Here is a 23,295-nt window from a genome sequence, read left to right on the forward strand (position 1 = left end):
GGCGCGGCTGCTACCGTCGCTCGGAAAACGGGGAGTGCTCCCCGTTTAAAGGTCCGAAGCGCTGCCGCTCGACACAGGAACGGGGTTCTCCATGTCCGAAGGTCCTGACGCGCCCGACTCGCCGGCCGCGCCCGACACAGCCGACGCGCCCGAAGGTGCTGCCGCACCCGACGCACCCGACGCACCCGACGGCGGGCACGGCACCGCGCTGGTGCTCGGCGGGGGCGGGTTCACCGCGATGGCCTGGGAGATCGGTGTCCTGAAGGGCCTGGCCGACGCCGGGTGCGACCTGACGGCGGCGGACCTGGTCGTCGGCACGTCCGCCGGCGCCGTGCTCGGCGCGCGGATCACCGCGGGGGAGCGGCCGGACGACCTGTTCGCGCAGGAGACCGACGGGACGGCGTACTCTCCCGACCTGCGCATCGGCCTCGCGCTGACCGCCCGCTATCTGTGGGCCGCGCTGGGCAGCCGCTCCTCCGCGGGCTCCGCGCGCCGGCTCGGCCGGTTCGGGCGCGGTGCCGTACGGACCGGTGAGGAGGAGGTGCTCGCCGAGATCGGCCGGCTGCTCCCGGCCGCCGCGTGGCCGCAACGCCCGCTGCGGATCGCCTCGGTCGACGCGGACAGCGGCGAGACGGGGTACTTCGACCGGGCGAGCGGGGTCGAACTGCGCCGCGCGGTCGCCGCGTCCGGCGCGGTGCCCGGGATCTGGCCGCCGATCGCCGCGCGCGGCCGGCACTGGATCGACGGCGGGGTGCGCTCCGGCGCCAACCCGGCCCTCGCCATGGGCCAGGCCCGGGCCGTGGTGCTCGCCCCCATCCCCGACGTGCCCGGCCCGCACCCCGGTGCCGCCGCGGAGACCGCCGCCCTGGCCCGGACCGGAGTGCGCACGCTGCTGCTCATCCCCGACGCCGCCGCCCGCCGGGCGTTCGGCCACAACCCCCTCGACCCCGCGCGCCGTCCGGCCGCGGCGGAGGCGGGCCGGGCGCAGGGAATCGCCCGAGCGGGTGACGTCGCCGCCGTGCTGCTGGGCGGTGCGGGCAGCGCGGGGGGTGCGAGCGGCGCGGGGGTGTGAGCGGCGGGAGCGGTACGGGCCGATGAGCCGTGCCGCGGACGGGGTCCGCGGCACCCGGAAAACACGTTGCCGCCGTCCGGCGGCTCTGCTGTGATCGGCCGGTAACCGAAACAGCACACCGACCCCAGGAGCGATGATCATGCGCGGTTCCGTCATGCCGGCTCAGTCAGGACACACCCCCGACCTCGAGGACATGACGCTTCGTGCAATCGCTCCCCTCGCTCAACCTCGGCATCTTGGCGCACATCGATGCCGGTAAGACCAGCCTGACCGAACGGCTGCTGTACGCCGCCGGTGTCATCGACGAGATCGGCAGCGTCGACCAGGGCAGCACCACCACCGACTCCCTCGCCCTGGAGAAGCAGCGCGGCATCACCATCAAGTCGGCCGTGGTGTCGTTCACGCTGCCCGGCGCGCTCGGCGGCACCGACGTCAACCTGATCGACACCCCCGGCCACCCCGACTTCATCGCCGAGGTGGAGCGGGTGCTCGGCGTGCTCGACGGGGCGGTGCTGGTGGTCTCCGCGGTCGAGGGTGTCCAGCCGCAGACCCGCATCCTGATGCGCACCCTGCGCCGGCTGCGCATCCCCACGCTGATCTTCGTCAACAAGCTCGACCGGCGCGGCGCCGACCTCGACCGGACCCTCGACGCCGTCGCGCACCGCCTCACCCCCGACATCGTCCCGATGGCCGGCGCCCGCGACCAGGGCACGCGGCAGGCCGCCGCGCTGCCGTACACCGCCGCCGACCCCGGCTTCGACGCCCGGCTGGCCGACCTGCTCTCCCGCCGCGACGACCGGCTGCTCGCGGCGTACGTCCGCGACGAGACGGCCGTCGACCACGCCCGGCTGCGCGCCGCGCTCGCCGAGCAGACCGCCGCCGCCGAGGTGCACCCGGTGTACGCCGGCTCCGCGGTCACCGGCGCCGGCACCGACGCGCTGATCGCCGGCATCGCCGAACTGCTGCCCGCCCGGCGCCCCGACCCGGCCGCACCGGTGGCCGGCAGCGTCTTCAAGATGGAGCGCGGCGCGGCCGGCGAACGGATCGCCTACGTCCAGGTGACGGCCGGCACCGTACGCACCCGCGACCGGCTGCCGGTGCACCGCGCGGGCGGCGAAGTCGGCGAGGCCGGTGAGGCCGGCGCGGGCAAGGTCACCGCGATCAGCGTCTTCGACGCGGGCACCGACACCCGGCGCGACAGCGTCCCGGCCGGCCGGATCGCCCGGATCTGGGGCCTGGGCGAGGTACGGATCGGCGACACCGTCGGCGCGGCGCCCGCCGGCCATGAGCGGCAGCGGCACTTCTCGCCACCGTCGCTGGAGACCGTCGTCAGCGCCCGGTGCCCCGCCGAGCGCGGCGCGCTGCACGCCGCGCTGGCCCAACTCGCCGAGCAGGACCCGCTGATCGACCTGCGCCGGGACGAACAGCGCCGGGAGATCGCGGTGTCGCTCTACGGCGAGGTGCAGAAGGAGGTCATCCAGGCCACGTTGGCCGACGAGTTCGGGCTCGCCGTCGACTTCCGGCAGACCACCACCCTGCACATCGAGCGCCCGGTCGGCACCGGCGAGGCCGTCGAGTACAACGGGAAGGACGGCAACCCGTTCCTGGCCACGGTCGGCCTGCGGGTCGAGCCCGCCCCGGTCGGCAGCGGGGTGCGGTTCCGGCTCGGCGTGGAACTGGGCGCGATGCCGTACGCGTTCTTCGCCGCGGTCGAGGAGACGGTGCGCCGGACGCTGGAGCAGGGGCTGTACGGCTGGCGGGTCACCGACTGCGTGGTCACCATGACGCACTCCGGCTACAGCCCGCGGCAGAGCCACGCCCATGCCACGTTCGACAAGAGCATGTCCAGCACCGGCGCGGACTTCCGCGGCGTGACCCCGCTGGTGCTGCTGGCGGCGCTGCGGCAGGCGGGCACCACCGTGCACGAGCCGATGCACCGCTTCCGCCTCGACCTGCCCGCCGACGCGCTCGGCACGATGCTGCCCGCGCTCGCCCGGCTCGGGGCCGCGCCCCGCACCCCCACGGCGCGTGACGGCGGATACGAACTGGAGGGCGACATCCCCGCCGCCCGGGTGCACGACCTGGAGCAGCAACTGCCGACCCTGACCCGCGGCGAAGGGGTCCTGGAGAGCGCCTTCCACCACTACCAGCCGGTCACCGGCCGGGTGCCCGAGCGGCCGCGCACCGACCACAACCCGCTGAACCGCAAGGAGTACCTGCTCCAGGTGCAGCGCCGGCTGTCCGGGTTCGGCGGGAATGGCGGCTGACCGCCCGGGGTTGTCGAAGGAAGAAGCCCGGTCCATCCGTCTGGAGTTCTGGAGTCCTCATGGCACGCCCCGTCAAGACGCCCGGCCCCGACCACCCCATCACCGTCGAGCCGACGGCCGCCCGCGTCGTGGTGCGCGCCGGCGGCAAGGTCGTCGCCGACACCACCCGCGCCCTCACCCTTCAGGAGGCCGACTACCCCGCCGTCCAGTACATCCCGCTCGCCGACGTGGCAGCCGACGCGCTGACCCCCACCGACAGCAGCACGTACTGCCCGTACAAGGGCGACGCGTCCTACTACTCGCTGGTCACCGGTGACGACACGATCGCCGACGCCGTGTGGACCTACCGCGAGCCGTACGACGCGGTCGGCGCGATCGCCGGGCACGTGGCGTTCTACCCGAAGCACGTCGAGGTCGAGCAGCTTCAGGACGCCTGAGCCGGCTCGCTCCGGAGCCGGCTCACGCCCGAGCGCGGTCAGGACGCCCGGGCGGAGGCCGTGCCCTCGGCGGTCGACGTCCCCTGGTCTCCCTGCTGCCCGGTGCCGGGCTCGTCGCGGCCACCGCGCAGCAGGGAGGCGACCGCGGCCAGCACGGCCAGAGCCGCGCCGAAGAGGAAGACGATCGTCAGGCCGGAGTGGAACGGCCCGGAGATCAGATGCGGGAAGAACTCGCGGCCGGTCAGGGCGTGCCGCTGCTCCGGGGTGAGCTTCGGGAGCACCCCGCTCGGGCCGAGCAGGTGGGCGACCGGGTTCACCCCCAACTGGGCGGCGAACAGCGACGCGACCGGCGGCAGCGAGCCGGCCTGCGCGGCGGCGGCGTGCGGCACCCCGTTCTGCTGGAGGTGGGCGGTCAGGGTGTGCGGCAGGTTGCCGGCCAGGCCCGCGATCATCAGGGAGAAGAACACCCCGATCGACACGGCGGTGCCGGAGTTCTGGAAGGTCGCGCGCATACCGGAGGCGACGCCGCGCAGGTGCGCGGGCACGCTGCCCATGATCGAGGAGGAGTTCGGCGAGCCGAACATCCCGCTCGCGATCCCGTTGAGCGCGATCAGCAGCGCGAACACCCAGTAGTCGAAGTCGATCGGCAGGCACATCAGCCCGAGGAAGCTCGCCCCGAACAGCAGCGCGCCGGACGTGGCGAGCCCGCGTGAGCCGAACCGGTCCGACAGGTACCCCGACACCGGCCCCGCGAGCAGGAAGCCCGCGGTCAGCGGCAGCATGAAGATGCCGGCCCACAGCGGTGTGCGGGAGTAGTCGTAGCCGTGCAGCGGCAGCCAGATGCCCTGCAACCAGATGATCAGCACGAACTGCATGCCGCCGCGGCCGATGGAGATGGCCAGCCCGGCGAGGTTGCCCGCGGTGAACGCGCGCAGCCGGAACAGGCTGAGCTGGATCATCGGGGACGCGACCCGGCTCTCGACCAGTACGAAGGCCGCCAGCAGCATCACCCCGCCGATGATCAGGGCCAGCACCATCGGGTTCGCCCAGCCCATGGTGTGACCGCGGTAGGGCTGGAGGCCGTAGGTGACGCCGACCAGCACCGCGCTCAGGCCCACCGCGAAGGTGACGTTGCCCCACCAGTCGATCCGTCCGCCGCCGCGCCCGGCGGTCTCGCGCAGCCTGCGCCGCGCCCACAGGGTGCCGAAGACACCGACGGGTACGTTCACCCAGAACACCGCGCGCCAGTCCCACGTCGCGAGCAGCCCGCCGGCCACCAGCCCGATGAACATCCCGGCCAGTCCGGCGACCTGGTTGATGCCCAGTGCGAAGCCGCGCTGCTCGCGCGGGAACGCGTCGGTGAGGATCGCCGCGGAGTTCGCGGTGAGCATCGAGCCGCCGGCGGCCTGCAGCAGCCGCCAGCCGATCAGCCACATCGCGCCGTGCTCGGCGTCGAACGGGTCGAAGGACAGCAGCACGGAGGCGAAGGTGAAGAGCGTGAAGCCCGCGTTGTAGATCCGTACCCGCCCGTACATGTCGCCGAGCCGGCCGACGGTGACGACCAGGACCGCCTGCACCAGGCGGTAGCCCATGATCATCCACAGCAGGTAGGCGATGTTGCCGGGGGCCAGCGGGTCCAGGTGGATGCCGTTGAAGATCGCGGGCAGCGCGATGAGGACGATCGAGCCGTCGAGGGAGGACATGAAGACGGCGGCGGTGGTGTTGGTGAGCGCCGCCCACTTGTAGCGGTCGCCCGCCGGTTTGGCCCCGGGCGCGGGCGCGGCGGCGCTCATCGGTCCGTCCCGTGGGTGGCGGAGCTGGCGGAGTCGGTGGAGGTGCCGGAGCCGGGGCCGGTGGGGGTGGCGGAGCCGGTGTCCGCGTCGCCTGGCGGGTCCGCGTCGGGCGGTATGACATGCTCGGCCAGCCGGAGCAACAGCGGTGCAGTCGTGGCGAGTTGGGCCAGCTCGGTGCGGTCGAACCGCGCGTCGAGGACGCCCGCGACCAGCTCCGTGCGCGCGCTGCGCTTGTCGCGCAGCACCTGCATCCCGTCCTCGCTGACGGAGAGCACCTTGCGCCGCCCGTCCTGCGGGTCGGCCGTCACCTCGACCAGGCCGCGGGCCTGGAGCGCCGCGAGGGTCGCGCCCATGGACTGCGGCGAGATCTGCTCCCGCCGGGCGAGTTCCGCGGAGGTCGCCGGTCCGCCGCGGTCCAGCCGCGCCAGGGCGGTGCGCTCGGGGCCGCTGGGCTCGCCCGGGCCCATCCGTATCTGGCGCATCCGCCGCAGCAGCAGGCCGAGTCCGTCCAGCAGGGCGGCGGCCGTGTCATGGGAGTTCGGTTCCTCGGTCACGAAAGTAAGGGTAACTGATAAGCCTGATTGATGAATATCCCCATCGGCCACCGATCCGGTCCGGGCGCGACCGGAAGGAAGCCGGCCGGCCGGCGCCGAACGCAAGGGAGCCGAATGGAGCAGACCGGTCAGGAATCGAGAAGCGGGGGTCGGCGGGCCGCGGATAACTTCGCATCATGACTTCCATCGAATCCGTGATCATCGAGGCGGAGGACCCCGCCGCCGCCGAGAACTTCTACGCCACCGCCTTCGGCCTGGGCGACCGCATCCGCGTCAGGGCCGCCGAAGCCCCCACGACCGGCTTCCGGGGGTTCACGCTGTCGCTCACGGTGGCGCGGCCGGCCACCGTCGACGGCTTCGTCGATGCCGCGGTCGGCGCCGGCGGCACGGCGGTGAAGCCGGCCGCCAAGTCGTTCTGGGGCTATGGCGGCGTCGTCCGGGCCCCCGACGGGACGCTGTGGAAGATCGCGACCTCGGAGAAGAGGGACAAGGGCCCGGCCACCCGGGACGTCGACCAGGTCGTGCTCCTGCTCGGCGTCGAGGACGTGAAGGCGACCAAGGAGTTCTACGTCGAGCACGGCCTGACCGTCGGCAAGAGCTTCGGCCGCAAGTACGTCGAGTTCGCGGCGCCGTCGAGCCCGGTCAAGCTGGCGCTGTACGGCCGGGGCGCCCTCGCCAAGGACGCCGGCGTCGCCCCCGACGGCACCGGATCGCACCGCCTCGCCGTCGTGGGCGGTGACCGCGGCGCCTTCACCGACCCCGACGGCTTCGTCTGGGAGCAGGCCGCCTCGCGCTGAGGCGGCGGCCGGGCATCGAGGCCCCAAACCCCTGGAGCGCACGGGACGGGGGAGGGCAGACTGGGACCCATGGGTGAGAACAAGAAGCTGATGCTGGCCGGCGAGTGGTACATCGCCGACGACGAGGAACTGGGCGCGGACTCCCGGCGGCGCGAGGAGCTGTGCCGGGTGTTCAACACGGCGACCGACCCCGAGCGGCGGCAGGCGGCGCTGCGCGAGATGCTCGGCTCCGTCGGCGAAGGGGTGGGCATCCGGCCGCCGTTCCAGTGCGACTACGGCAGCTACATCAGCATCGGCGCGCGTACCTTCGTCAACTTCAACGCGGTCTTCCTCGACGCGGCCCCGATCACCGTCGGCGCCGACGTGCAGATCGGCCCCAACGTCCAACTACTCACCCCCACCCACGAGTTGGACACCGAGCGGCGCCGCGCCGGATGGGAGAAGGCCCTGCCGATCACCATCGGCGACAACGTCTGGCTCGGCGGCGGGGTGATCGTCTGCCCGGGCGTCACCATCGGCGCCGACACCGTGGTGGGCGCCGGCTCGGTCGTCACCAAGGACCTCCCCTCCGGCGTCCTCGCGGTCGGCAGCCCGGCCCGCGTCATCCGCCGCCTGGCCGGCACCGTCGAGGCGTGAGCCGGAGCCGCGCCGAGGGCGCCCGCTGATGGACGTCGAGGAGCAGGAGCTGACCGACCCGTACGAAGGGGTGCTGGTCGGCCCGCGCGGAGGCAGCGACGTCGGCGTCGTGGTGCTGGGCGGTTCCAGCGGGCGCGTCGAGCGGGAGCGGGCGCGGGTGCTGGCCCGGCAGGGCGTGCGGGCGCTGGCGCCGCGCTGGTTCGGCGGCCCGGGGCAGCCACCGGGGATCTGCGAGATCCCGCTGGAGACGTTCACCGCGGCCGTCGGCCTGCTCCGGGCCGGCGGCGCGCGGCGCGTCGGCGTCCTGGGCCTGTCCAAGGGCGCCGAAGCGGCCCTGCTGACCGCGGTGTACGAGCCCCAGGTGGACGTGGTCGTCGCGCTGTCGCCCACCTCGCGGGTCTGGTGCAACGTCGGCCCCGGCGCCGACGGCCGGCAGCAGCCGTACCGCTCGTCCTGGACGTGGCGGGGGCGCCCGCTGCCCTTCGTCCCGATGGACGACAACTGGGCTCCCCCCGAAGGGAGTTCAGGACCCGTCGCGGTCAGGGGCTGGTACGAGCTCAGCGAGCGTACGTATCCGCACCTGCTCCCGGCGGCCGACATCCCGGTGGAGCGCGCCCGGGCCGACGTGCTGCTCGTGGCCGGTGGGGACGACGCGATGTGGCCCTCCCTGCCCTTCGCGGAACGGCTGGCCGTGCGGCGCCGCGCGGCAGGCGCCACGGTGCGCCTGGTCGCCCGGCCGGACGCGGGCCATCGCCCGGTCTTCCCGGGCGAGCTCCCGGCCCGGCCCTCCCCGCACTTCGCCTACGGCGGCACCCCGCAGGCCGACGCGCTGCTGGGCGCTGCCGCCTGGCCGCACATCCTCGACGCCCTCCACGGCCCGCGCCCGGGTCACTCCAGGGCGCAGCGGTAGGACGTGGCCGGTTTGCCGTTGAGGGACAGGGCGGCGACGGGGACGAAGCCGTTGTGTTCGAGGACGGCGCGCGAGGCCGGGTTGTCGTGGGTGACCCGGGCGCGCAGTGTGACGAGTCCGTAGGAGGTGGCGGCGAGGTCGCGTACCTCGCGCACCGCCGCGGTGGCCAGGCCCTGCCCGGCGGCCTTCTGCGCGATCCGGTAGCCCAGCTCCGCCGAGCCGTCGGCGTCCACCTCGATCAGGTTCACCCGGCCGACCACCTCGCCGTCCGCGGTCACCAGCACGTGCGGGTAGTCGGTCCCGGCGGCCTGGTAGGCGAGCAGTTGCGCGAACCGCGCGTCGAACTCGGCGAAGAACGCGTCCCCCCGGTCGGGCACCGATGCCGCGAAGTACGCGCGGTTCTCCCGCTCGAAGGCGAGCACCGCGGGGGCGTGGTGGGGGCGGAGCAACTGGAGTCGTGGGATGGGCATGGGTGGATGGGGGGTGCGGCGCCGTGTCCGGCCGGCCCCCGGCCTCCTCTCGTCTCAACGCGCCGGGCTGTCCGGGGCGTTCGGGTGCTCGGTGCCGGCCGCGCTGTCGGTGCTGCCCGCGCTGCCGGTGCTGTCCGCGTTGCCCGCGCTGTCGGTGCTGCCCGTGCCGCCCGTTCCGCCCGTGTCTCCGGGGCTTCGGGGACCTCCCGGGCTTCCGGGCGCCGGCCCGGTGGAGCCGCGCAGGACGAGCTGGGTGGCCAGCTCCACATGCAGCGTGTCCACCGTGTGCTGCTCCAGCAGCCGCATCAGCAGGGAGACCGCCATCCGCCCCATCTCCTCCAGGGGTTGGCGGACGGTGGTCAGGCGCGGCACGGTGCTGCGGCTCAGATCGATGTCGTCGAAGCCGGTGATCGACAGGTCCTCCGGCACCCGCAGACCCCGCTCGTATGCCGCCCGCAGCGCGCCGACGGCGGCCTTGTCGTTGAACGCGACCAGGGCGGTGGGGCGTTCGGGAAGGTCGAGGAGTTCGCAGGCGGCGGCGTAACCCCAGTCGGCGGTGGGCTCGATGGAGCGGATCAGCTCGGGGGCAGGCAGCACGCCCGCGTCCGCGAGCGCCGAAGTGTGCCCGGCGAGACGGGACTTGCCCGCCAGCCAGTCGCCCGGCCCGCCGATCACCCCGATCCTGCGGTGCCCCAACTCCACCAGGTGCGCGGAGACGCTGCGGGCGGCGGTGAGGTTCGCCGCCGACACCGACGCGATGTCCCGGGGCAGCGGGGTGCGCGGGTCGATCACCACGAACGGGAAGTCCTTCGCGCGCAGCGCCTCCAACTCGCGTTCGGGCTCGGGCGGCACGATCAGTATCGCGCCGGCGATGCCCGGGTCGTCCGGCAGCCCGGGCAGGACCTGGGCGGTCCGCGCCGCGTCTCCCGCGCTGAGCACCAGGCGGCGCCCGTGTAGGTCCAGCGTCTCGGCGACCGAGGAGACGATCACCCCGAAGTAGTCGGTCAGGACGTACGGGCAGCGGACGTAGATCGCGCCGGTAGCGCTGCCGCGCCGGGCCGGGGCCTGCGCGCCCAGCCGGGCCACCGCCCGCCGCACCCGGCTCTCGGTGTCGGGCGCGACCCGTACATGTCCGTTCATCACCCGCGAGACCGTCGCGATCGACACGCCCGCCTCGGCGGCGATCGCCCGGACCGTCGCCTTGCCCCCGCTCGCGCTAGCCACGCGTTACACCCTCCCGTTTCACCCGCGCAGCCTAACGCCGTCCCGTATCAGCCCACCAGGCCCACGGCGGCGTTTCAACGCGTTACACGCGGCGGCGCACCGGGCGTCCCCTGGGCCCGTGTCGTGACCCTGGTCGTCCGGGGCTACGGGGAGGGGGGAGGGCCGGCCTGGCTGAGGTACGTATGGATGCGGTCGCGCTCCCAGGCGCCGGCGTCGCCGTCAGGGTAGTGCTGGGGTTCGAGCCACTGCCAGAGCAGCGTGAGGACGTCGCGGACCGGGGTGCCGGGCCAGGGGGAGCGGAGCAGCACGTAAGGGTCGGTGAGCCGGTCCGGGCGGGTGTCGGGGAGGGTGCGGCGGTGGGCGGCCGGCCACGCCTGCGGCACCGTCGGGCTGCCGGTCAGCTCCTCCGCGGGGGCGAAGCCCTGGGCGATGAGTTCGGCGGCGCCGGGCGGCAGCCAGCGCGAGCGGTGGACGGGGTCGCCGAGGTCGGCCCGGCGCAGCGCGGCCAGGGGTGCGCGGACCCCTTCGTCGACATCCTGGGCCGTGCGCTGCCAGGTCCGTTCGTGGGCCGCGACCAGCGCCTCGTCCGCACCCGCGAGGAACAGCTCCTCGCACCGCTCGCACAGCGCCAGCTCCTGCGCCCAGATGTGCTCCTTGCCGTACACCCGGTGCCGGGAGCGGTCCGGGTCCAACCGGTGCACCCACACGCCGGGCGACGCGGCGCACCACGCGCACCGCGGACCGTCGCCGTCGGGTTCGTACGCTCCGTGATCACCCATGTACCGACCCTACGACGCACCACCGACAGTCACCCGGCGGCCGCGGCGGCACGGCTGTCACGCCGGTCGGGCCGGCTCCGCCGCCCAGCGGTCGGTGCGGGCGGTGACGTCGGCGAAGTGCTCGGCGATGGCGTCCGCGGCGGCGCCCGGGTCGCGGGAGCGCAGCGCGTCCAGGACCCTGCGGTGCTGGCGGACGACCTGGTCGTGGTCCGTGCGCGGCTTGCCGACCTCGTGTTCGAGCTGCCGGTACACCCCCCAGAACAGCGCGATGAGCTGGAGCGCGAGCGTGTTGCCGAGGGGCTCGTAGAGCAGTTCGTGGAAGCGCCGGTCGTGGTCGGCGCGGCCGGGCGCCCCGTCGGCGGCCAGCGCGTCCAACTCGGCCTGGAGGCGGTCGAGATCGGCGGCGGTCAGCTCCAGGGCCGAGCGCCTGATCAGCCCGCTCTCCAGCATCGCGCGGACCTCCACGATGTCGCGCAGCGCGCCGGGGTTCTCGCGGCGCACCGCGAGCCGGGAGTGGAAGAGCAGCCCGGGCGCCATGGACAGCACCTGCGCGGTGCCGACGTACGTGCCGTAGCCGTGCCGGATGTCGACGATGCCGAGCGCCTGGAGGCCCTTGAGCGCCTCGCGCACGGAGTTCCGGCTGACCCCGAGGGTGCGCATCAGCTCCGGCTCGGCGGGCAGCGGGTCGCCCGGGTCGAGGTCCAGTTCGACGATCAGGTCGGTGATCTGGTCCTGCACGGTGGGTCGCCGGCCTCGGGCCGGCGGCGAGATCTCCGGTACGGGGGGCTTGCGCTGCGCTGCCATGGCGCCTAGGTTACCTGGACCGTAGGACGTCGGACGTCCCACGTCCAACCTCACCGTTCACCCGCTCCCGAGGATGCGAGCCGCATGAGCTACTCACAAGCACCACCGCTGCGTTGGCGTGCGGAACTGTCCCGTCAGGACTGGAAGGCGTTCTCCGCGGCCTGGCTGGGCTACGCGATGGACGGCTTCGACTTCGTCCTCATCACGCTGGTCCTCACCGAGATCTCGCACGACTTCCACCTCTCCACGGTCACGGCCGCGACCCTGGTGTCCGCGGCCTTCGTCTCCCGCTGGTTCGGCGGCCTGGCCATCGGCGCGCTGGGCGACCGCTTCGGCCGCCGCCCGGCGATGGTGCTCAGCATCGCCCTGTACGCCGTGGGCTCGGTGCTCTGCGGCTTCTCCTGGGGCTACTGGTCGCTGTTCGCGTTCCGCATGGTCGTCGGCCTCGGCATGGCCGGCGAGTACGGCACCAGCGTCACCTACCTCATCGAGAGCTGGCCGAAGAAGCTCCGCAACACCGCCAGCGGCATGATCCTGTCCGGCTACCCGCTCGGCGGTGTGCTCGCCGCCAAGGTCTACGCGTGGGTCGTGCCGCACAGCAGCTGGCGGGTGCTGTTCTGGATCGGCGTGCTGCCCGTCGTCCTCGCGATCTACCTGCGCCGCAGGCTCCCGGAGGCCACCGAGTGGAAGGAGGCCGCCGACTCCGGCCGGCGCCCGGTCAGCGCCACCGCCGTCCTGTTCTCCGGCGGCCGCAGACGGCTGGTCAACGTGGTGCTGTGCCTCGCCGTCGCCGTCGCCCTCGTGGTGGTGCTGCGCGGCCAGAACATGCCGGTCACCCTCGCGCTGGTCGCTGTGATCACCGCCTGCTTCGTCGCGCTGACCGTCCAGTTCGCCGGACGCCTGTGGCCGGTGGTGGTCGCGCTGATGGTCACCGTGTTCTGCGCGTTCCTGTACTCCTGGCCGCTCCAGGCGCTGCTGCCGACCTACCTCAAGACCTCGCTGCACTACAGCCCGGACCAGGTGTCCAACGCGCTGCTGTACGCCGGTTGCGGCTACGCGGTCGGCTGCGTGCTCAGCGGTTACCTCGGCGACCGGTTCGGCACCCGGATCGCGTACACCGGGATGCTGACCGCCTCGCTCGTCTTCGTCGTGCCCGTCTTCGCGCTCGGCTCCGGCCACACCGTGTGGATGTGGGTGCTGCTGTTCATGCTGGTCGGCACCGGCTCGGGCGGTTCCGGGGTGCTGCCGAAGTACGTCAGCGACCATTACCCGCTGGACATGCGGGCCGCCGCGCTCGGCTTCAGCTACAACGTCGGCGCGCTCGGCGGCGCCGCCGCCCCCGTCCTCGGCGCCAAACTCGCGAAGCCGCTCAGCCTCGGCACCTCCATCGCCGTGCTCGGCGTGGCGCTCACCGCCCTGGTCGTCCTGCTGGTCGGATTCAACGTGCCGGTCCGCGTCCAGCGCGCCGCCGACCGCCGTGCCGAACGCGCCGGGCTGCCGCCGCGTGAGGGGCAGCAGGAGGGGGTGTTCGCGCCGAACCCGGCCGCGGGTCAGGACCCGGGCGCCGCATCCGACGTGGGTCCCGCATCCGGCCCCGGTACGGGCGCGGGCCCGGGCCCGGGGCACCAATCCGGCGCGCCCGCCGCACCGGCCCAACCCAACACCGCGAAGAGGACCTGATGTTCCACGGAGTCGTCCCTCCCCTGTGCACCCCGCTGACCGACGACGGGGAGGTGGACACCGCGTCGCTGGAACGCCTCACCGCGTTCCAGCTCGACGCCGGCGTGCACGGCCTGTTCGTCGGCGGCTCCACCGGGGAGATCGCCCAACTGACCGACACCGCACGGGACATCGCCCTGCGTACGGTGGTCGCCACCGCCGCCGGGCAGGTTCCCGTGCTGGCCGGCGCGATCGACACCGGGACCCTGCGGGTGCTGGACCACGCCCGGCGCGCCAAGGCGATCGGCGCCGACGCGGTGGTGGTCACCGCGCCCTTCTACGTCGGCGTCGCCGAGCCCGAGGTGCGTGCCCACTACGAACTCCTGCACGCGGCCCTCGACTTGCCGCTGGTCGCGTACGACATCCCCGCCAACACCGGCTTCAAGCTGCCCTCCGCGCTGCTGGTGAGCCTCGCGCAGGACAAGGTGATCGCGGCCGTCAAGGACTCCTCCGGCGACCTCGAAGGCTTCCAGCGGGTGCTGGACGGCACCGCCGGCAGCGGCGCGGGCTGCCTGACCGGCTCCGAGACGCTCGCCGACCTCGCGATGGCGCGCGGCGCGGACGGGATCGTGCCCGGGCTCGGCAACGTCGATCCGCACGGATACGTGCGGCTGTACGAAGCGGCCCGGCGCGGCGACCATGCCGCCGCGCGGGCCGAACAGCGGCGGCTCACCGAGCTGTTCGGCATCATCGGGATTCCCGACCAAGGGAGGATCGGGCGGATGTCCGCGGCGCTCGGCGCCTTCAAGGCGGCGCTCGCCTCCCGCGGCGTCATCCGGTCCGGCCGCACCCAGGCGCCCTTGCTCCCCCTCACCCCGGACGAGCTCGCCGCGATCACAGCCCACCTCGCCGCTGCGGGCTTGGGGGCCGTCCGGTAACGGGACCGCCCGCTCGCACGACTCCGCCTCGGTGAGTGTCCCTCGCGGTGGTTCGGTCACCTTGCGGTGCGCTGCGGCTTGTCGCGCAGTTCCCCGCGCTCCTTTGAGGGTGGCCGTTCTCCCGCGGGGTGACCGGCAAACCGGCCACCGGGGCGCAGGGAAACGTCATCACGTCAGTGCCACGTACAACAGGAGGCCGTCAGCATGCCGTTCAGCCGTCGCAGACTCATCGTGTTGCCGCTCGCCGCGGGAGCGCTCAGCCTGGCCGGAGTGTCCACGAAGGCGGTGGCCGCCTCGGAAGGCGGCGCGACCACACCGGCGCCGGAGACGACCGTGTTCACCTCGGGCGCCGACGGCTACGCCGTGTACCGCATCCCGGCCGTGGTCCGCACCGCGCGGGGCACCCTCGTGGCGTTCGCCGAGGCCAGAAGCGGCAGTTCGGACAGCGCGACGACCGTGGTCGTGGCGAAGCGGTCGGCGGACGGGGGCCGCACCTGGGCCGCGCAGGCGGTGGTCGCCGGCGACGGCACGAACACGCATGGGAACCCCGCCCCCGTGGTCGACCCGCGCACCGGCCACATCACGCTGCTGACCTGCACGAACGGTGCCGGAGTGACGGAGGCGGAGATCATGTCCGGCCAGGCGTCCGCGGCCGACGGCCGCCGGGTGTGGGTGCAGCACAGTACGGACGACGGGCAGACGTTCAGCCCGCCGCGGGAGATCACCGCGACCACGAAGCACCCGGACTGGCGCTGGTACGCCACCGGCCCGGGCCACGCGATCGCGCTGGAGACCGGGCGGTACCGCGGCCGGCTGGTGGCGCCCGCCAACCACTCGACGGCGCCCCCGGCCGGCTCCACCGACGTCGGCACCGAGGCGAAGTACTACGGCGGCCACTGCCTGCTGAGCGACGACGGCGGCACCACCTGGCGGATCGGCTTCGTGGACGACACCCCGGACGGCGTGGTCAACGCCAACGAGACCGCGGTCGCCCAACTTCCCGACGGCACCGTGTACTTCAACGCCCGCGACCAGAACGGCACCGCCCCCGGCGTCCGGGTCGACGCCCGCAGCCGTGACGGCGGCGCGCGACTGGAAGAGCCGTACGCGCCCCAAGTGGGTCTGGCCGGACCGGTCGTGCAGGGCAGCCTGCTGCAACCGGCCGCCGGGCCACTGCTGTTCGCCGGGCCCGCCGACCCCGACGCCCGCGCGGACATGGCGGTCCGCGCGAGCACCGACGGCGGCCGCACCTGGACATCCGTCCACACCCTCAGCGGGCTCCCGGCCGGCTACAGCGACCTGGTGCAGACCGGCCCCGACGAGGTCGGCCTGCTCTACGAGACCGGCACGGCCACCGCGTACGACCGGATCGCCTTCGCCCGGCTGCCGTTGCGCGCGCTGCGGCCGTGACCGGGCAGGAGACCCGCGCGCCCGTATCCGTACGCGGGCCGGCACCGTATCCGATCGCGGACCTGCTCCGTCCGTACGCGGGCCGGCCCGCGCTCCTCAGCGCCGTGACAGGTAGGCGTCGAGCGCGCGGTGCAGCACCCGGTTGACCGGGAAGTCCCACTCGCCGATGTTCTCGCACGCCTCGCCGCCCGCACCGGACTTGAAGCGCAGCAGCCCCAGGTGCGGGTCGGACTCCGCCACGGTGTCCGTGATGCCGCGGAAGTCGTAGACCGACGCGCCCAGTTCGCAGGCGTCCTGCACCATCTGCCACTGGATCGCGTTGTTCGGCTGCACCTCGCGGCGCATGACCGTGGAGGCCCCGTAGGAGTACCAGACGTGCCCGCCGACCGTCAGCATCGTGGCCGCCGACAGCACGTCGCCGTCGTGCGAGGCGAGGTACAGCCGCATCCGGTCCGGGTCCTCCGCCGTCAGCGCACTCCACATCCGTTCGAAGTAGGTCAGCGGGCGCGGCACGAAGCCGTCACGCTGCGCGGTCTCGACGTAGAGCCGGTGGAACTCCGGCAGGTCGGAGGCGTCACCGCGGACCACCTTGACGCCGGCGTTCTCGGCCTTCTTCACGTTGCGCCGCCACTGCTGGCTGAAGCCGCGCAGGATGTCCTCCGGCGCCCGGCCCCCGACCGGCAGCCGCCACACGAACCGCGGCTGGCCCGCCCCGAAGCCGTCCGCGCCGGTCCGGGCCGGCCGCCAGCGCGCCGCCCGCAGCCGCGCCTGCACCTCGCCCGCCCGCGGGTCCTGCCACGTCGGCTCGGCCTCGCCCAACCGGGTGACACCGGGGTCGGCGATCGCCGCCTTGACCGCATCCGCGTCCCAGCTCCGCGCCTCGACCCGCGGGCCCACCCGCACCGCGAACGCGCCCTGCGCCTTGCAGTGCGCCACCAGCGGCTCCAGCCACCGGTCCAGGTCGTCGGCGTGCCAGTCGATCACCGGGCCCTCCGGCAGGTACGCCAGCGACCGCCGTACTCTCGGCAGCGGCCGGTACAGCACCAGGCCCACCCCGACCAGCCGCCCCTGGTCGTCGCTCCACCCCAGGCTCTCCGCCCGCCAGTCCGGCTTCACCCCGCCCCACGACGGCACCTGCATATGGCTCGCGGTGCCCCGCTCCGCCACGAAGTCCAGGTGCTGCCGTGCGCTGATCGGTGCAACGGTGTAGGTCGTCGATGCCATCGGAAAGTCAGCCGCCCTTCGCCTGCGCGGCCTCGAAGAAGGGCCGCGCGTGAACGTGTCGCGCCGGTGCTCGCAGCGTACGACGGCCAGGACGGGTCGGCCCGGTGGCGGCCGGGACGCAATCGAACGGTTGATCGGTGCGCCGGCCGGGCGGAGGGCGCCGTTCCCCAGGCCGGCGGCGGCACGAGCCTCACCGCGCGGCAGCTCACCCTGGTCACCTCGGACCGCCAACTCCTGCTCGAACGGCGGCACATGGACGTGGCCGGAGCGGTCCGCCGGATCTGCGCCGTGCAGGCGCAGACGGCCGCGTCGCCGTATGTCCCGTCTGTGGACCCGGGTACGGGACTTCGCGCCAGAGGACCTGGACGCGGCGGTCGCGGACCGCCGGATCGTCAAGGCGAGCCTGATGCGGATCACCCTGCACGCCGTCCACGCTGAGGACTACGCGGCCTGCCGCGCCGCCATGCGCGGCACCCCGCGGGCGAGCCGGCGGGGCCGACCCGGCCGCACGGTGGTGAAGGTCTGGGCCCGCGGGCGTGCGGGTGCGCGCCCGCGGGTCAGGTTCGCGCTCCTCCGCTACCAGGTGAGCAGCAGCACCGCGATGTCGTCGAGGTGCCGACCCGCGTCCATCTCCTGGGCGGTGGTGGCGAGATGGTCGACGAACGGGCGGCCCGAGAGCGGGGGAGCGGCGTCGACCAACGCCACCAGGCCCTCGGTGCCGAGGCGTTCGCCGCCGGCGCCGACATGGCCTTCGGTGAGCCCGTCGGTGAACAGCAGCAGGGAACCGCTGCCGGGCAGTTCCGACTCGGTGGTCCGCCAGTCCGCGAGACCGGGTACCAGGCCGAGCGCGATGCCCGGGAGCGCGGCCATCTGGCTGGTGCGGCGCGGGAGTCGGGCGCCTGCCGTGCCCGCACCGGCCTCGCCGTCCCCGTCCCCGCCTGCCTCGATGAGCAGCGGCGCGTCGTGTCCGGCGAGCGTCACCTCCACCCGGCAGCCGGCGCCGTCCGTGGCGGGCGTCAGCGACAGCGTCGCGACCGTCGCGAACATCGACGACGTGGTCCGTTCCGCGACGAGGATCTGCTCGATCACCCCGAGCAGGTCCGCGTCCCGGTGCCCGCTCAGCACCAGCGTGCGCCATGCGATACGCAGGCACACCCCGATCGCCGCCGCGTCCGGGCCGTGCCCGCTGACGTCGCCGATCACCGCGTGCACGGTCCCGTCGGGGGTCTCCACCACATCGAGGAAGTCCCCGGCCAGCAGGGCGCCTTCGCGGCCCGGCAGGTAGCAGGACGCCGTGGCCACCGCGGTCCCGGTACGCATCGGCACCGGCAGCAGGCCCCGCTCCAGCCGCTGGTTCTCCTGCGCGCGCTGCTCGTTGAGCCGCAGTCGCGCGGTGGTCTGCTCGGCGTGCTTGCGGTGCACGGCGTACCGGATCGCGCGGTCCAGCAGCTCGCCGGTGACCGTGCCCTTCACCAGGTAGTCCTGCGCCCCGGCGGCGACCGCGTCCGCGCCGGCCCGGCTCTCGGCGAGTCCGGTCAGCACGATGATCGCCGACGACGGGCAGGCCGCCTGGGCCTGGTGTACGGCGCCGATCCCGGAGGCGTCCGGCAGGTGCAGGTCGAGCAGGATGCACTCGGGTGCCTCCTGCGCCATCCGCCCCATCGCGTCGGCGAGGGTCTGCGCCCAGTGCAGCCGTACGTTCAGCGTGGTGTCGGAGAGGTACTCCTCGACCAGCAGGGCGTCCCCGGGATCGTCCTCGACGAGCAGCACGCGGTACGTCTCGGCGGACTGCGGTGCTCTGGACGCGGCGTCCACGGCCGCGTTGTCACCGGTCACAGCCCCGCTCCCGACGTTCCCGCGTCCTTGTCGCCGTCCGACTCCGACTCCGGCTCCGACTCCGGCTGCGGCTCCGACTGCGCCGGCAGCGAGGCCCGCACCGACCGCGCCTCCGGACCCGCCTGCGTCTCCGCTGCCGCCTGCGTCTCCGCTTCCGGTTGCGGCGCCGGTTGTTCCGCGCGGCGCGGGAGCGTGAAGACGATCCGCGTGCCGGGGGAGTGGTCGGCGTCGATCCGGACGTCGCCGCCGTGGAAGTCGACGATCTTCTTGCACAGCGCCAGGCCGATGCCGTTGCCGGGATAGGCGTCGCGGGTGTGCAGCCGCTGGAAGATCACGAACACCCGCTCGGCGAACTCCGGCGCGATACCGATCCCGTTGTCGGTCACCGCGAACTCCCACCGCTCCTCGCCGTCCGGCGCCACCGACAGGTGGATGCGCGGCGGGCGGTCCGGGGCGCGGAACTTGATCGCGTTGGAGAGCAGGTTCTGCAGCAGCATGCCCAGTTGGGTGGCGTCGCCGCTGACCACCGGCAGCGGGTCGTGGGTCAGCTCGGCGCCCGACTCCTCGACCGCGAGGCTCAGCGAGTCCGTGGTCCTGGTGTACAGCGTCTCCAGGTCCACCGCGGTGGACTCGGCGTGCACCCGCCCCACCCGGGAGAACGCGAGTAGGTCGTTGATGAGCGTCTGCATCCGGTTGGCGCCGTCGACCGCGAACTCGATGTACTGCCCGGCGCGGTCGTCGAGTTGGTCGGCGTAACGGCGCTGGAGGAGCTGGCAGAAGCTCGCCACCTTCCGCAGCGGCTCCTGGAGGTCGTGCGAGGCGACATACGCGAACTGCTCCAACTCCGCGTTGGAGCGCCGAAGATCGGCCGCCTGCTCGTCCAGCCGGCCGCGCACCGTGTCGCTGAACGCCAGCGCCTTCACCAGGCGCACGCGCATCGACTCCACGTCCACCGCCAGCGCGCGGACGTCGGCCGGGCCGGTCGCCGCCACCTGGTGGCCGAAGTCACCGTCGGCCACCGTCCTGACGTCACCGGAGAGCCGGCCCAGCGGACCGGTCACGCCACGGCGCAGCCCGACGAAGATCAGCGCGGTGAGCACGGTGATGACGGCCGCGATGAAGCCGAAGATCCAGTCGCGCTCGGCGTCCACCCGCCGCAGGTCCGCACGGGCCTTGTCGTGCCGCTCGGCGAGCGTCCGCTCCAGCCGGCCGGCGGCCGCCCGTACCGCGTCGAATTCCTGCTTGCCCTCCTCGGCCCGCTGCGTCGCCAGCGCCACCGGGGCGCCCGGTGCGGCCGCCGCGATCGGGCGGGCGATCCGGGACTGCCACACCTCGGTGCGGGCCAGCAGCGTGTCCAGGTCGGCGTTCGCCCCCTTGTCGTGCGCGAGCAGAGTCCGCAGGACCGCGGTGTGTTCGCGCTGGTCGGTCAGACCGGTGCTGTAGGGCTGGAGGAACGACCGCTGCCCGGTGATGCCGTAGCCGCGTACGCCGGTCTCCTGGCTGATCAGCGTGTCCTCCAGCTGCGCCGCGGCCACCAGGGCGGGCGTGTCGGAGTTGGCCAGGTTGTCGGTGAGGCGGGAGGAGCGGGCGAAGACCCAGCCGCCGGCGAGTGCGAGCACCAGCAGCACGGTGAGCGCGGCGCAGGTGCCGACCACCAGCCACCGGCGGGTGGTCCAGCCGTCCTGGACCGGCCGGCGGACGCGGGCCCGGTGTCCCGGGCCCGGTGTCCCGGGCTCGGCGGGCGGGTCGGGCTCGGCGGTCGGGTCGGTCGCGGCGGTCGGGCCGGGCCCGGCCTCCGGCTCCGACTGCTGCGGCTGCGGCGGCGAACTCTCGGTGTGCACCGACCGATCCTGCCCGTCGTCGCGTATCGGCACAACGCCGGCCACGGCTGCTCCTCGAACATGTCGAACACGTCGACCGCCGCGGGGCGCGGCGGTCAGCGAAAAAATTAGCACCACGAACAGTCGCAGTGCGGCAACAGTACACTGGTGGGACAACATGGGTTGTCCGATCACGGTCACGCCCGTATAGAGTGCACAAGTGCCCAGCGAGCGAACCTCCCTGCCACCCGAACACGACCGGCTCACCGAGCTGGCAGAGCGCGCCGTGGAGGACCTCGCCCGCAGACTCGCCGAGGAGGAGTTCGTACCGCTCCGGCGGGGCACACGCCGCCTCGGCGACACCCGAACCGGATCGGGCAGGGCCGCCCCGCGCGGCCCGGCCCACCACCAGACCACCGAAGGCCAGGCCGTCGAACCGCTGGCCCGGCTGCACGCCCTGTCCTATCTGCTACGAGCCGTCGACTCCTGCGCCACGCAAGCGGCTTCGGCCGCCGCCCGGCAGGGAGCCGGCTACCCCGAACTCGGCAGCGCCTGGGGCATCACCCGCCAGGGCGCGCGCCGACGCTGGCCCGGCCTGGTCTTCCTCGCCGATCAACCCACCCGGCCCCTGCCCGCCCGGACCTCCAGGAGCGCATTCGTGAACGCCCTCATGCCCAACCGCTCCTACCACGTCCTGCTCGTCGAGGACGACGCCGCCGACGCGCTGCTGATCGAGGAGGCCATGAACGACAAGGGCATGGTCCGCTCCATCGCCCGTGCCACGGACGGCATCACCGCGCTGGAATACCTCCGCTCGCCGGACAACCCGCGCCCCGACCTGATCGTCCTGGACCTCAACATGCCCCGGATGAACGGACGCGAGCTGCTCGGCGTGCTCAAGGACGACCCGCAGCTCGGCCCGATCCCCGTCGTCGTGCTGACCACCTCCTCCACCCCCGACGACATCACCGCCGCCTACAGCCGGCACGCCAACGCCTACGTCACCAAGCCGGTCAACCTGGACGACTTCCTCCAGGCGGTGCGCCGCATCGACGAGTTCTTCCTGGAGACCGCGACCGTCCCCAGCCGCGAGGAGGAGTAGCCGCGAGGCCGGGGAGCGGCTGCGGGGGCGGAACGCCGACCCTCGTCCCGCCGTCACTCCGTCGCTGCTGCTGCCGCCGCCCGCAGGGCCGCCGCCGCGCCGTGCGCGATCGGGTCGCCGTGCCCGAAGACCGCGGTGGCGGCGTCCAGTCCGGCGAGCCGGTGCAGTGACGCGACGGCCCGGGCGCGGTCGGTGTTGAAGACGCCCAGCATCGTCCGGCCGGCGTTGGCGACCGCGTCGCCGGTGAACAGCACGCCGGGGCCGGGCAGATGGAGCGCGATCGACCCGTCCGTGTGCCCGGGCACCGCCACGACCACCGCCCCGCCGCCGAAGTCCAGCAGGTCGCCGTCGTCGACCTCACGGTCCACCCGGCACGGCGGGGCCGGCGGCAGCGGCGGGACGGCCGCCCGGATGGGCACCTCGAACTCCTCCAGCACGGGCGGTGATCCGGCCACCCGCCCCCGGATCACCGGTGCCTCCAGACGGTGCGCCACCACCTCCGCGCCGTGCCGGGCGGCCAGTTCGGCGGCCGCACCCGTATGGTCCTCGTGCCAGTGCGTCAGCACGATCCGCCGCAACCCGCCGTCCAGCACCTCCCCGATCCCCTCCGCGCAGTCCGCGGTCCCGGCGTCGACCAGGGTCAGCCCGCCGTCGTCGTCGCGCCACAAGTAGGCCGCGCCCACCGGGAAACGGAGCATGCGCAGCCTCGGCAGTACCTCGATCACATCCATGCGTCCAGCCTGCACGGCCGCTCCGGCGGGCGCGGCGCCGTTCGCCGACGGCTCACCGGGAACTCCGTGCGGACCCGTAGGCTGGCCGGATGGCGGACGAGCGGAACACGACCGCGGTGGACGCGCTGCGCGCCGCGTACGGGGCGTTCACCGCGGTGCTGGCGGACCTCGGCGAGCGGGAGTCGTGGCAGCCGACCGGCTGCACCGGCTGGGCGGTCCGCGACCTGGTCTTCCACTGCCTCGCCGACGCCCAGCGCGGCCTGGTCGCCCTGCACACCCCGGCTCCCGGACCCGCGGACCGCGACGCCGTGACGTACTGGCAGGGCTGGCAGCCGGGCACCGCCGGCGCGGCGAACGGCCGCCGCTGGGCGCGGGTCAGCGCGAGCATGTTCCTCGACTTCGGCCAGCTGCGCGAGCTGTACGCGCAGACGGCGGCCGCCGCCGTGCACGCGGCCGCGGCGGCCGACCCCGGCGGGCTGGTGGCCACCCAGGGGCACACGCTGACCGCCGCGGACCTCGTCCGCACCCTGACGATCGAGGCCACCGTCCACCATCTCGACCTCGTCACGGACCTGCCCGGCGCTGCCGGGCCCTCGGCGGCCGGACTGGCCACCACCCGCACCAGCCTCGACGGGCTGCTCGGCCGCCCGGTGCCCGTCGAGTGGACCGACGCGCACTACGCCCGCGCCGCCACCGGCCGTACCCCCCTCACCCCGGCCGAGCGCCGCCTGCTCGGCCCGGACGCGGACCGCTTCCCCCTCTTCGGCTGACGCGGCGCTCCCGCAGTGCCGGGCGTCGGGGTTCCGCGCGGCGGAACTTGACAAAGAATGTT

General features: G+C 73.8%; 21 protein-coding genes and 1 pseudogene. 12 read left to right on the forward strand and 10 right to left on the reverse strand.

Annotation, left to right across the window (positions count from 1 at the left end; genetic code table 11):
• Positions 1–91: 91 nt before the first annotated feature.
• From AB0399_RS19115 to AB0399_RS19125, 3 genes are all read left to right on the forward strand, one after another.
• Entirely contained in the window at positions 92–1,072 is a 981-nt protein-coding gene (locus AB0399_RS19115; protein WP_366412104.1) for a patatin-like phospholipase family protein, read from the forward strand.
• A gap of 203 nt (positions 1,073–1,275) precedes the next feature.
• Entirely contained in the window at positions 1,276–3,339 is a 2,064-nt protein-coding gene (locus tag AB0399_RS19120) for a translation factor GTPase family protein (RefSeq protein WP_366412105.1), read from the forward strand.
• Positions 3,340–3,398: 59 nt separating this feature from the next.
• Positions 3,399–3,776, forward strand: a complete 378-nt coding sequence (locus tag AB0399_RS19125) for a DUF427 domain-containing protein (protein WP_328461063.1) — start codon at positions 3,399–3,401, stop codon at positions 3,774–3,776.
• A 38-nt stretch (positions 3,777–3,814) separates the two neighbouring features.
• On the opposite strand, the gene AB0399_RS19130 is transcribed toward AB0399_RS19125, so the two are convergent.
• Together AB0399_RS19130 and AB0399_RS19135 are read right to left on the reverse strand one after the other, a co-directional pair.
• Positions 3,815–5,569, reverse strand: coding sequence for an MFS transporter (locus AB0399_RS19130; protein ID WP_366412106.1), 1,755 nt, complete (start codon positions 5,567–5,569; stop codon positions 3,815–3,817).
• Positions 5,566–6,123: a MarR family transcriptional regulator gene (locus AB0399_RS19135; protein WP_366412107.1), complete on the reverse strand. Its 558-nt coding sequence runs from the start codon at positions 6,121–6,123 to the stop codon at positions 5,566–5,568. The genes AB0399_RS19130 and AB0399_RS19135 overlap by 4 nt, the downstream gene beginning before the upstream one ends.
• Positions 6,124–6,299: 176 nt before the next feature.
• Here AB0399_RS19135 and AB0399_RS19140 point away from each other — a divergent pair, with 176 nt between their 5' ends.
• From AB0399_RS19140 to AB0399_RS19150, 3 genes are all read left to right on the forward strand, one after another.
• Entirely contained in the window at positions 6,300–6,920 is a 621-nt protein-coding gene (locus AB0399_RS19140) for a glyoxalase (protein WP_366412108.1), read from the forward strand.
• Positions 6,921–6,989: 69 nt separating this feature from the next.
• A complete protein-coding gene (locus AB0399_RS19145; protein ID WP_366412109.1) occupies positions 6,990–7,556 on the forward strand; it encodes a sugar O-acetyltransferase in 567 nt (188 codons plus the stop codon).
• A 28-nt stretch (positions 7,557–7,584) separates the two neighbouring features.
• Positions 7,585–8,466, forward strand: a complete 882-nt coding sequence (locus AB0399_RS19150; protein WP_366412110.1) for an acyl-CoA thioester hydrolase/BAAT C-terminal domain-containing protein — start codon at positions 7,585–7,587, stop codon at positions 8,464–8,466.
• On the opposite strand, the gene AB0399_RS19155 is transcribed toward AB0399_RS19150, so the two are convergent.
• From AB0399_RS19155 to AB0399_RS19170, 4 genes are all read right to left on the reverse strand, one after another.
• Positions 8,445–8,930: a GNAT family N-acetyltransferase gene (locus tag AB0399_RS19155; protein ID WP_366412125.1), complete on the reverse strand. Its 486-nt coding sequence runs from the start codon at positions 8,928–8,930 to the stop codon at positions 8,445–8,447. The two genes, AB0399_RS19150 and AB0399_RS19155, sit on opposite strands and share 22 nt — an antisense overlap.
• A 60-nt stretch (positions 8,931–8,990) precedes the next feature.
• Positions 8,991–10,160, reverse strand: coding sequence for a substrate-binding domain-containing protein (locus tag AB0399_RS19160; RefSeq protein ID WP_366412111.1), 1,170 nt, complete (start codon positions 10,158–10,160; stop codon positions 8,991–8,993).
• A 143-nt stretch (positions 10,161–10,303) separates the two neighbouring features.
• Positions 10,304–10,939 carry a hypothetical protein gene (locus AB0399_RS19165; RefSeq protein WP_329372030.1) on the reverse strand — a complete coding sequence of 212 codons (636 nt, stop codon included), beginning with the start codon at positions 10,937–10,939 and terminating at the stop codon, positions 10,304–10,306.
• A gap of 57 nt (positions 10,940–10,996) precedes the next feature.
• Complete coding sequence (locus AB0399_RS19170) at positions 10,997–11,743, reverse strand: FadR/GntR family transcriptional regulator (protein ID WP_329372031.1); 747 nt, start codon at positions 11,741–11,743, stop codon at positions 10,997–10,999.
• A gap of 84 nt (positions 11,744–11,827) precedes the next feature.
• Between AB0399_RS19170 and AB0399_RS19175 the strand changes: the two genes are divergently transcribed.
• The 3 genes from AB0399_RS19175 (at position 11,828) to AB0399_RS19185 (ending at position 15,750) form a co-directional block, all read left to right on the forward strand.
• Positions 11,828–13,423 carry a sialate:H+ symport family MFS transporter gene (locus AB0399_RS19175; RefSeq protein ID WP_366412112.1) on the forward strand — a complete coding sequence of 532 codons (1,596 nt, stop codon included), beginning with the start codon at positions 11,828–11,830 and terminating at the stop codon, positions 13,421–13,423.
• Entirely contained in the window at positions 13,423–14,340 is a 918-nt protein-coding gene (locus AB0399_RS19180) for a dihydrodipicolinate synthase family protein (protein ID WP_329372034.1), read from the forward strand. Before AB0399_RS19175 ends, AB0399_RS19180 begins: the two co-directional genes overlap by 1 nt.
• 204 nt (positions 14,341–14,544) lie before the next feature.
• Complete coding sequence (locus AB0399_RS19185) at positions 14,545–15,750, forward strand: sialidase family protein (protein WP_366412113.1); 1,206 nt, start codon at positions 14,545–14,547, stop codon at positions 15,748–15,750.
• 96 nt (positions 15,751–15,846) lie between these two features.
• Here AB0399_RS19185 and AB0399_RS19190 read toward each other — a convergent pair whose 3' ends face one another.
• The gene (locus tag AB0399_RS19190; RefSeq protein WP_366412114.1) at positions 15,847–16,974 is read right to left on the reverse strand and encodes a peptidoglycan bridge formation glycyltransferase FemA/FemB family protein; all 1,128 of its coding nucleotides are present in this window, start codon (positions 16,972–16,974) and stop codon (positions 15,847–15,849) included.
• A 316-nt stretch (positions 16,975–17,290) separates the two neighbouring features.
• On the opposite strand from AB0399_RS19190, the pseudogene AB0399_RS19195 reads away from it, so the two are divergent.
• Positions 17,291–17,437: pseudogene (locus AB0399_RS19195) on the forward strand (crosslink repair DNA glycosylase YcaQ family protein); the annotation flags it as partial.
• A gap of 113 nt (positions 17,438–17,550) precedes the next feature.
• Here AB0399_RS19195 and AB0399_RS19200 read toward each other — a convergent pair.
• Positions 17,551–18,810, reverse strand: coding sequence for a fused response regulator/phosphatase (locus AB0399_RS19200; protein WP_366412115.1), 1,260 nt, complete (start codon positions 18,808–18,810; stop codon positions 17,551–17,553).
• Complete coding sequence (locus AB0399_RS19205; RefSeq protein WP_366412126.1) at positions 18,807–20,438, reverse strand: ATP-binding protein; 1,632 nt, start codon at positions 20,436–20,438, stop codon at positions 18,807–18,809. Before AB0399_RS19205 ends, AB0399_RS19200 begins: the two co-directional genes overlap by 4 nt.
• Positions 20,439–20,850: 412 nt before the next feature.
• Between AB0399_RS19205 and AB0399_RS19210 the strand changes: the two genes are divergently transcribed.
• The gene (locus AB0399_RS19210) at positions 20,851–21,732 is read left to right on the forward strand and encodes a response regulator (protein WP_329372045.1); all 882 of its coding nucleotides are present in this window, start codon (positions 20,851–20,853) and stop codon (positions 21,730–21,732) included.
• Positions 21,733–21,785: 53 nt separating this feature from the next.
• Here AB0399_RS19210 and AB0399_RS19215 read toward each other — a convergent pair whose 3' ends face one another.
• Positions 21,786–22,463: an MBL fold metallo-hydrolase gene (locus AB0399_RS19215; RefSeq protein ID WP_366412116.1), complete on the reverse strand. Its 678-nt coding sequence runs from the start codon at positions 22,461–22,463 to the stop codon at positions 21,786–21,788.
• Positions 22,464–22,552: 89 nt separating this feature from the next.
• Here AB0399_RS19215 and AB0399_RS19220 point away from each other — a divergent pair, with 89 nt between their 5' ends.
• Positions 22,553–23,233 (forward strand): maleylpyruvate isomerase N-terminal domain-containing protein, encoded by a 681-nt coding sequence (locus AB0399_RS19220; RefSeq protein WP_366412117.1) that lies wholly within the window; start codon positions 22,553–22,555, stop codon positions 23,231–23,233.
• Positions 23,234–23,295 lie beyond the last annotated feature (62 nt).

It is taken from the genome of Streptomyces sp. NPDC088194, from assembly GCF_040702025.1.
In the GTDB taxonomy this organism is placed as follows: domain Bacteria; phylum Actinomycetota; class Actinomycetes; order Streptomycetales; family Streptomycetaceae; genus Actinacidiphila.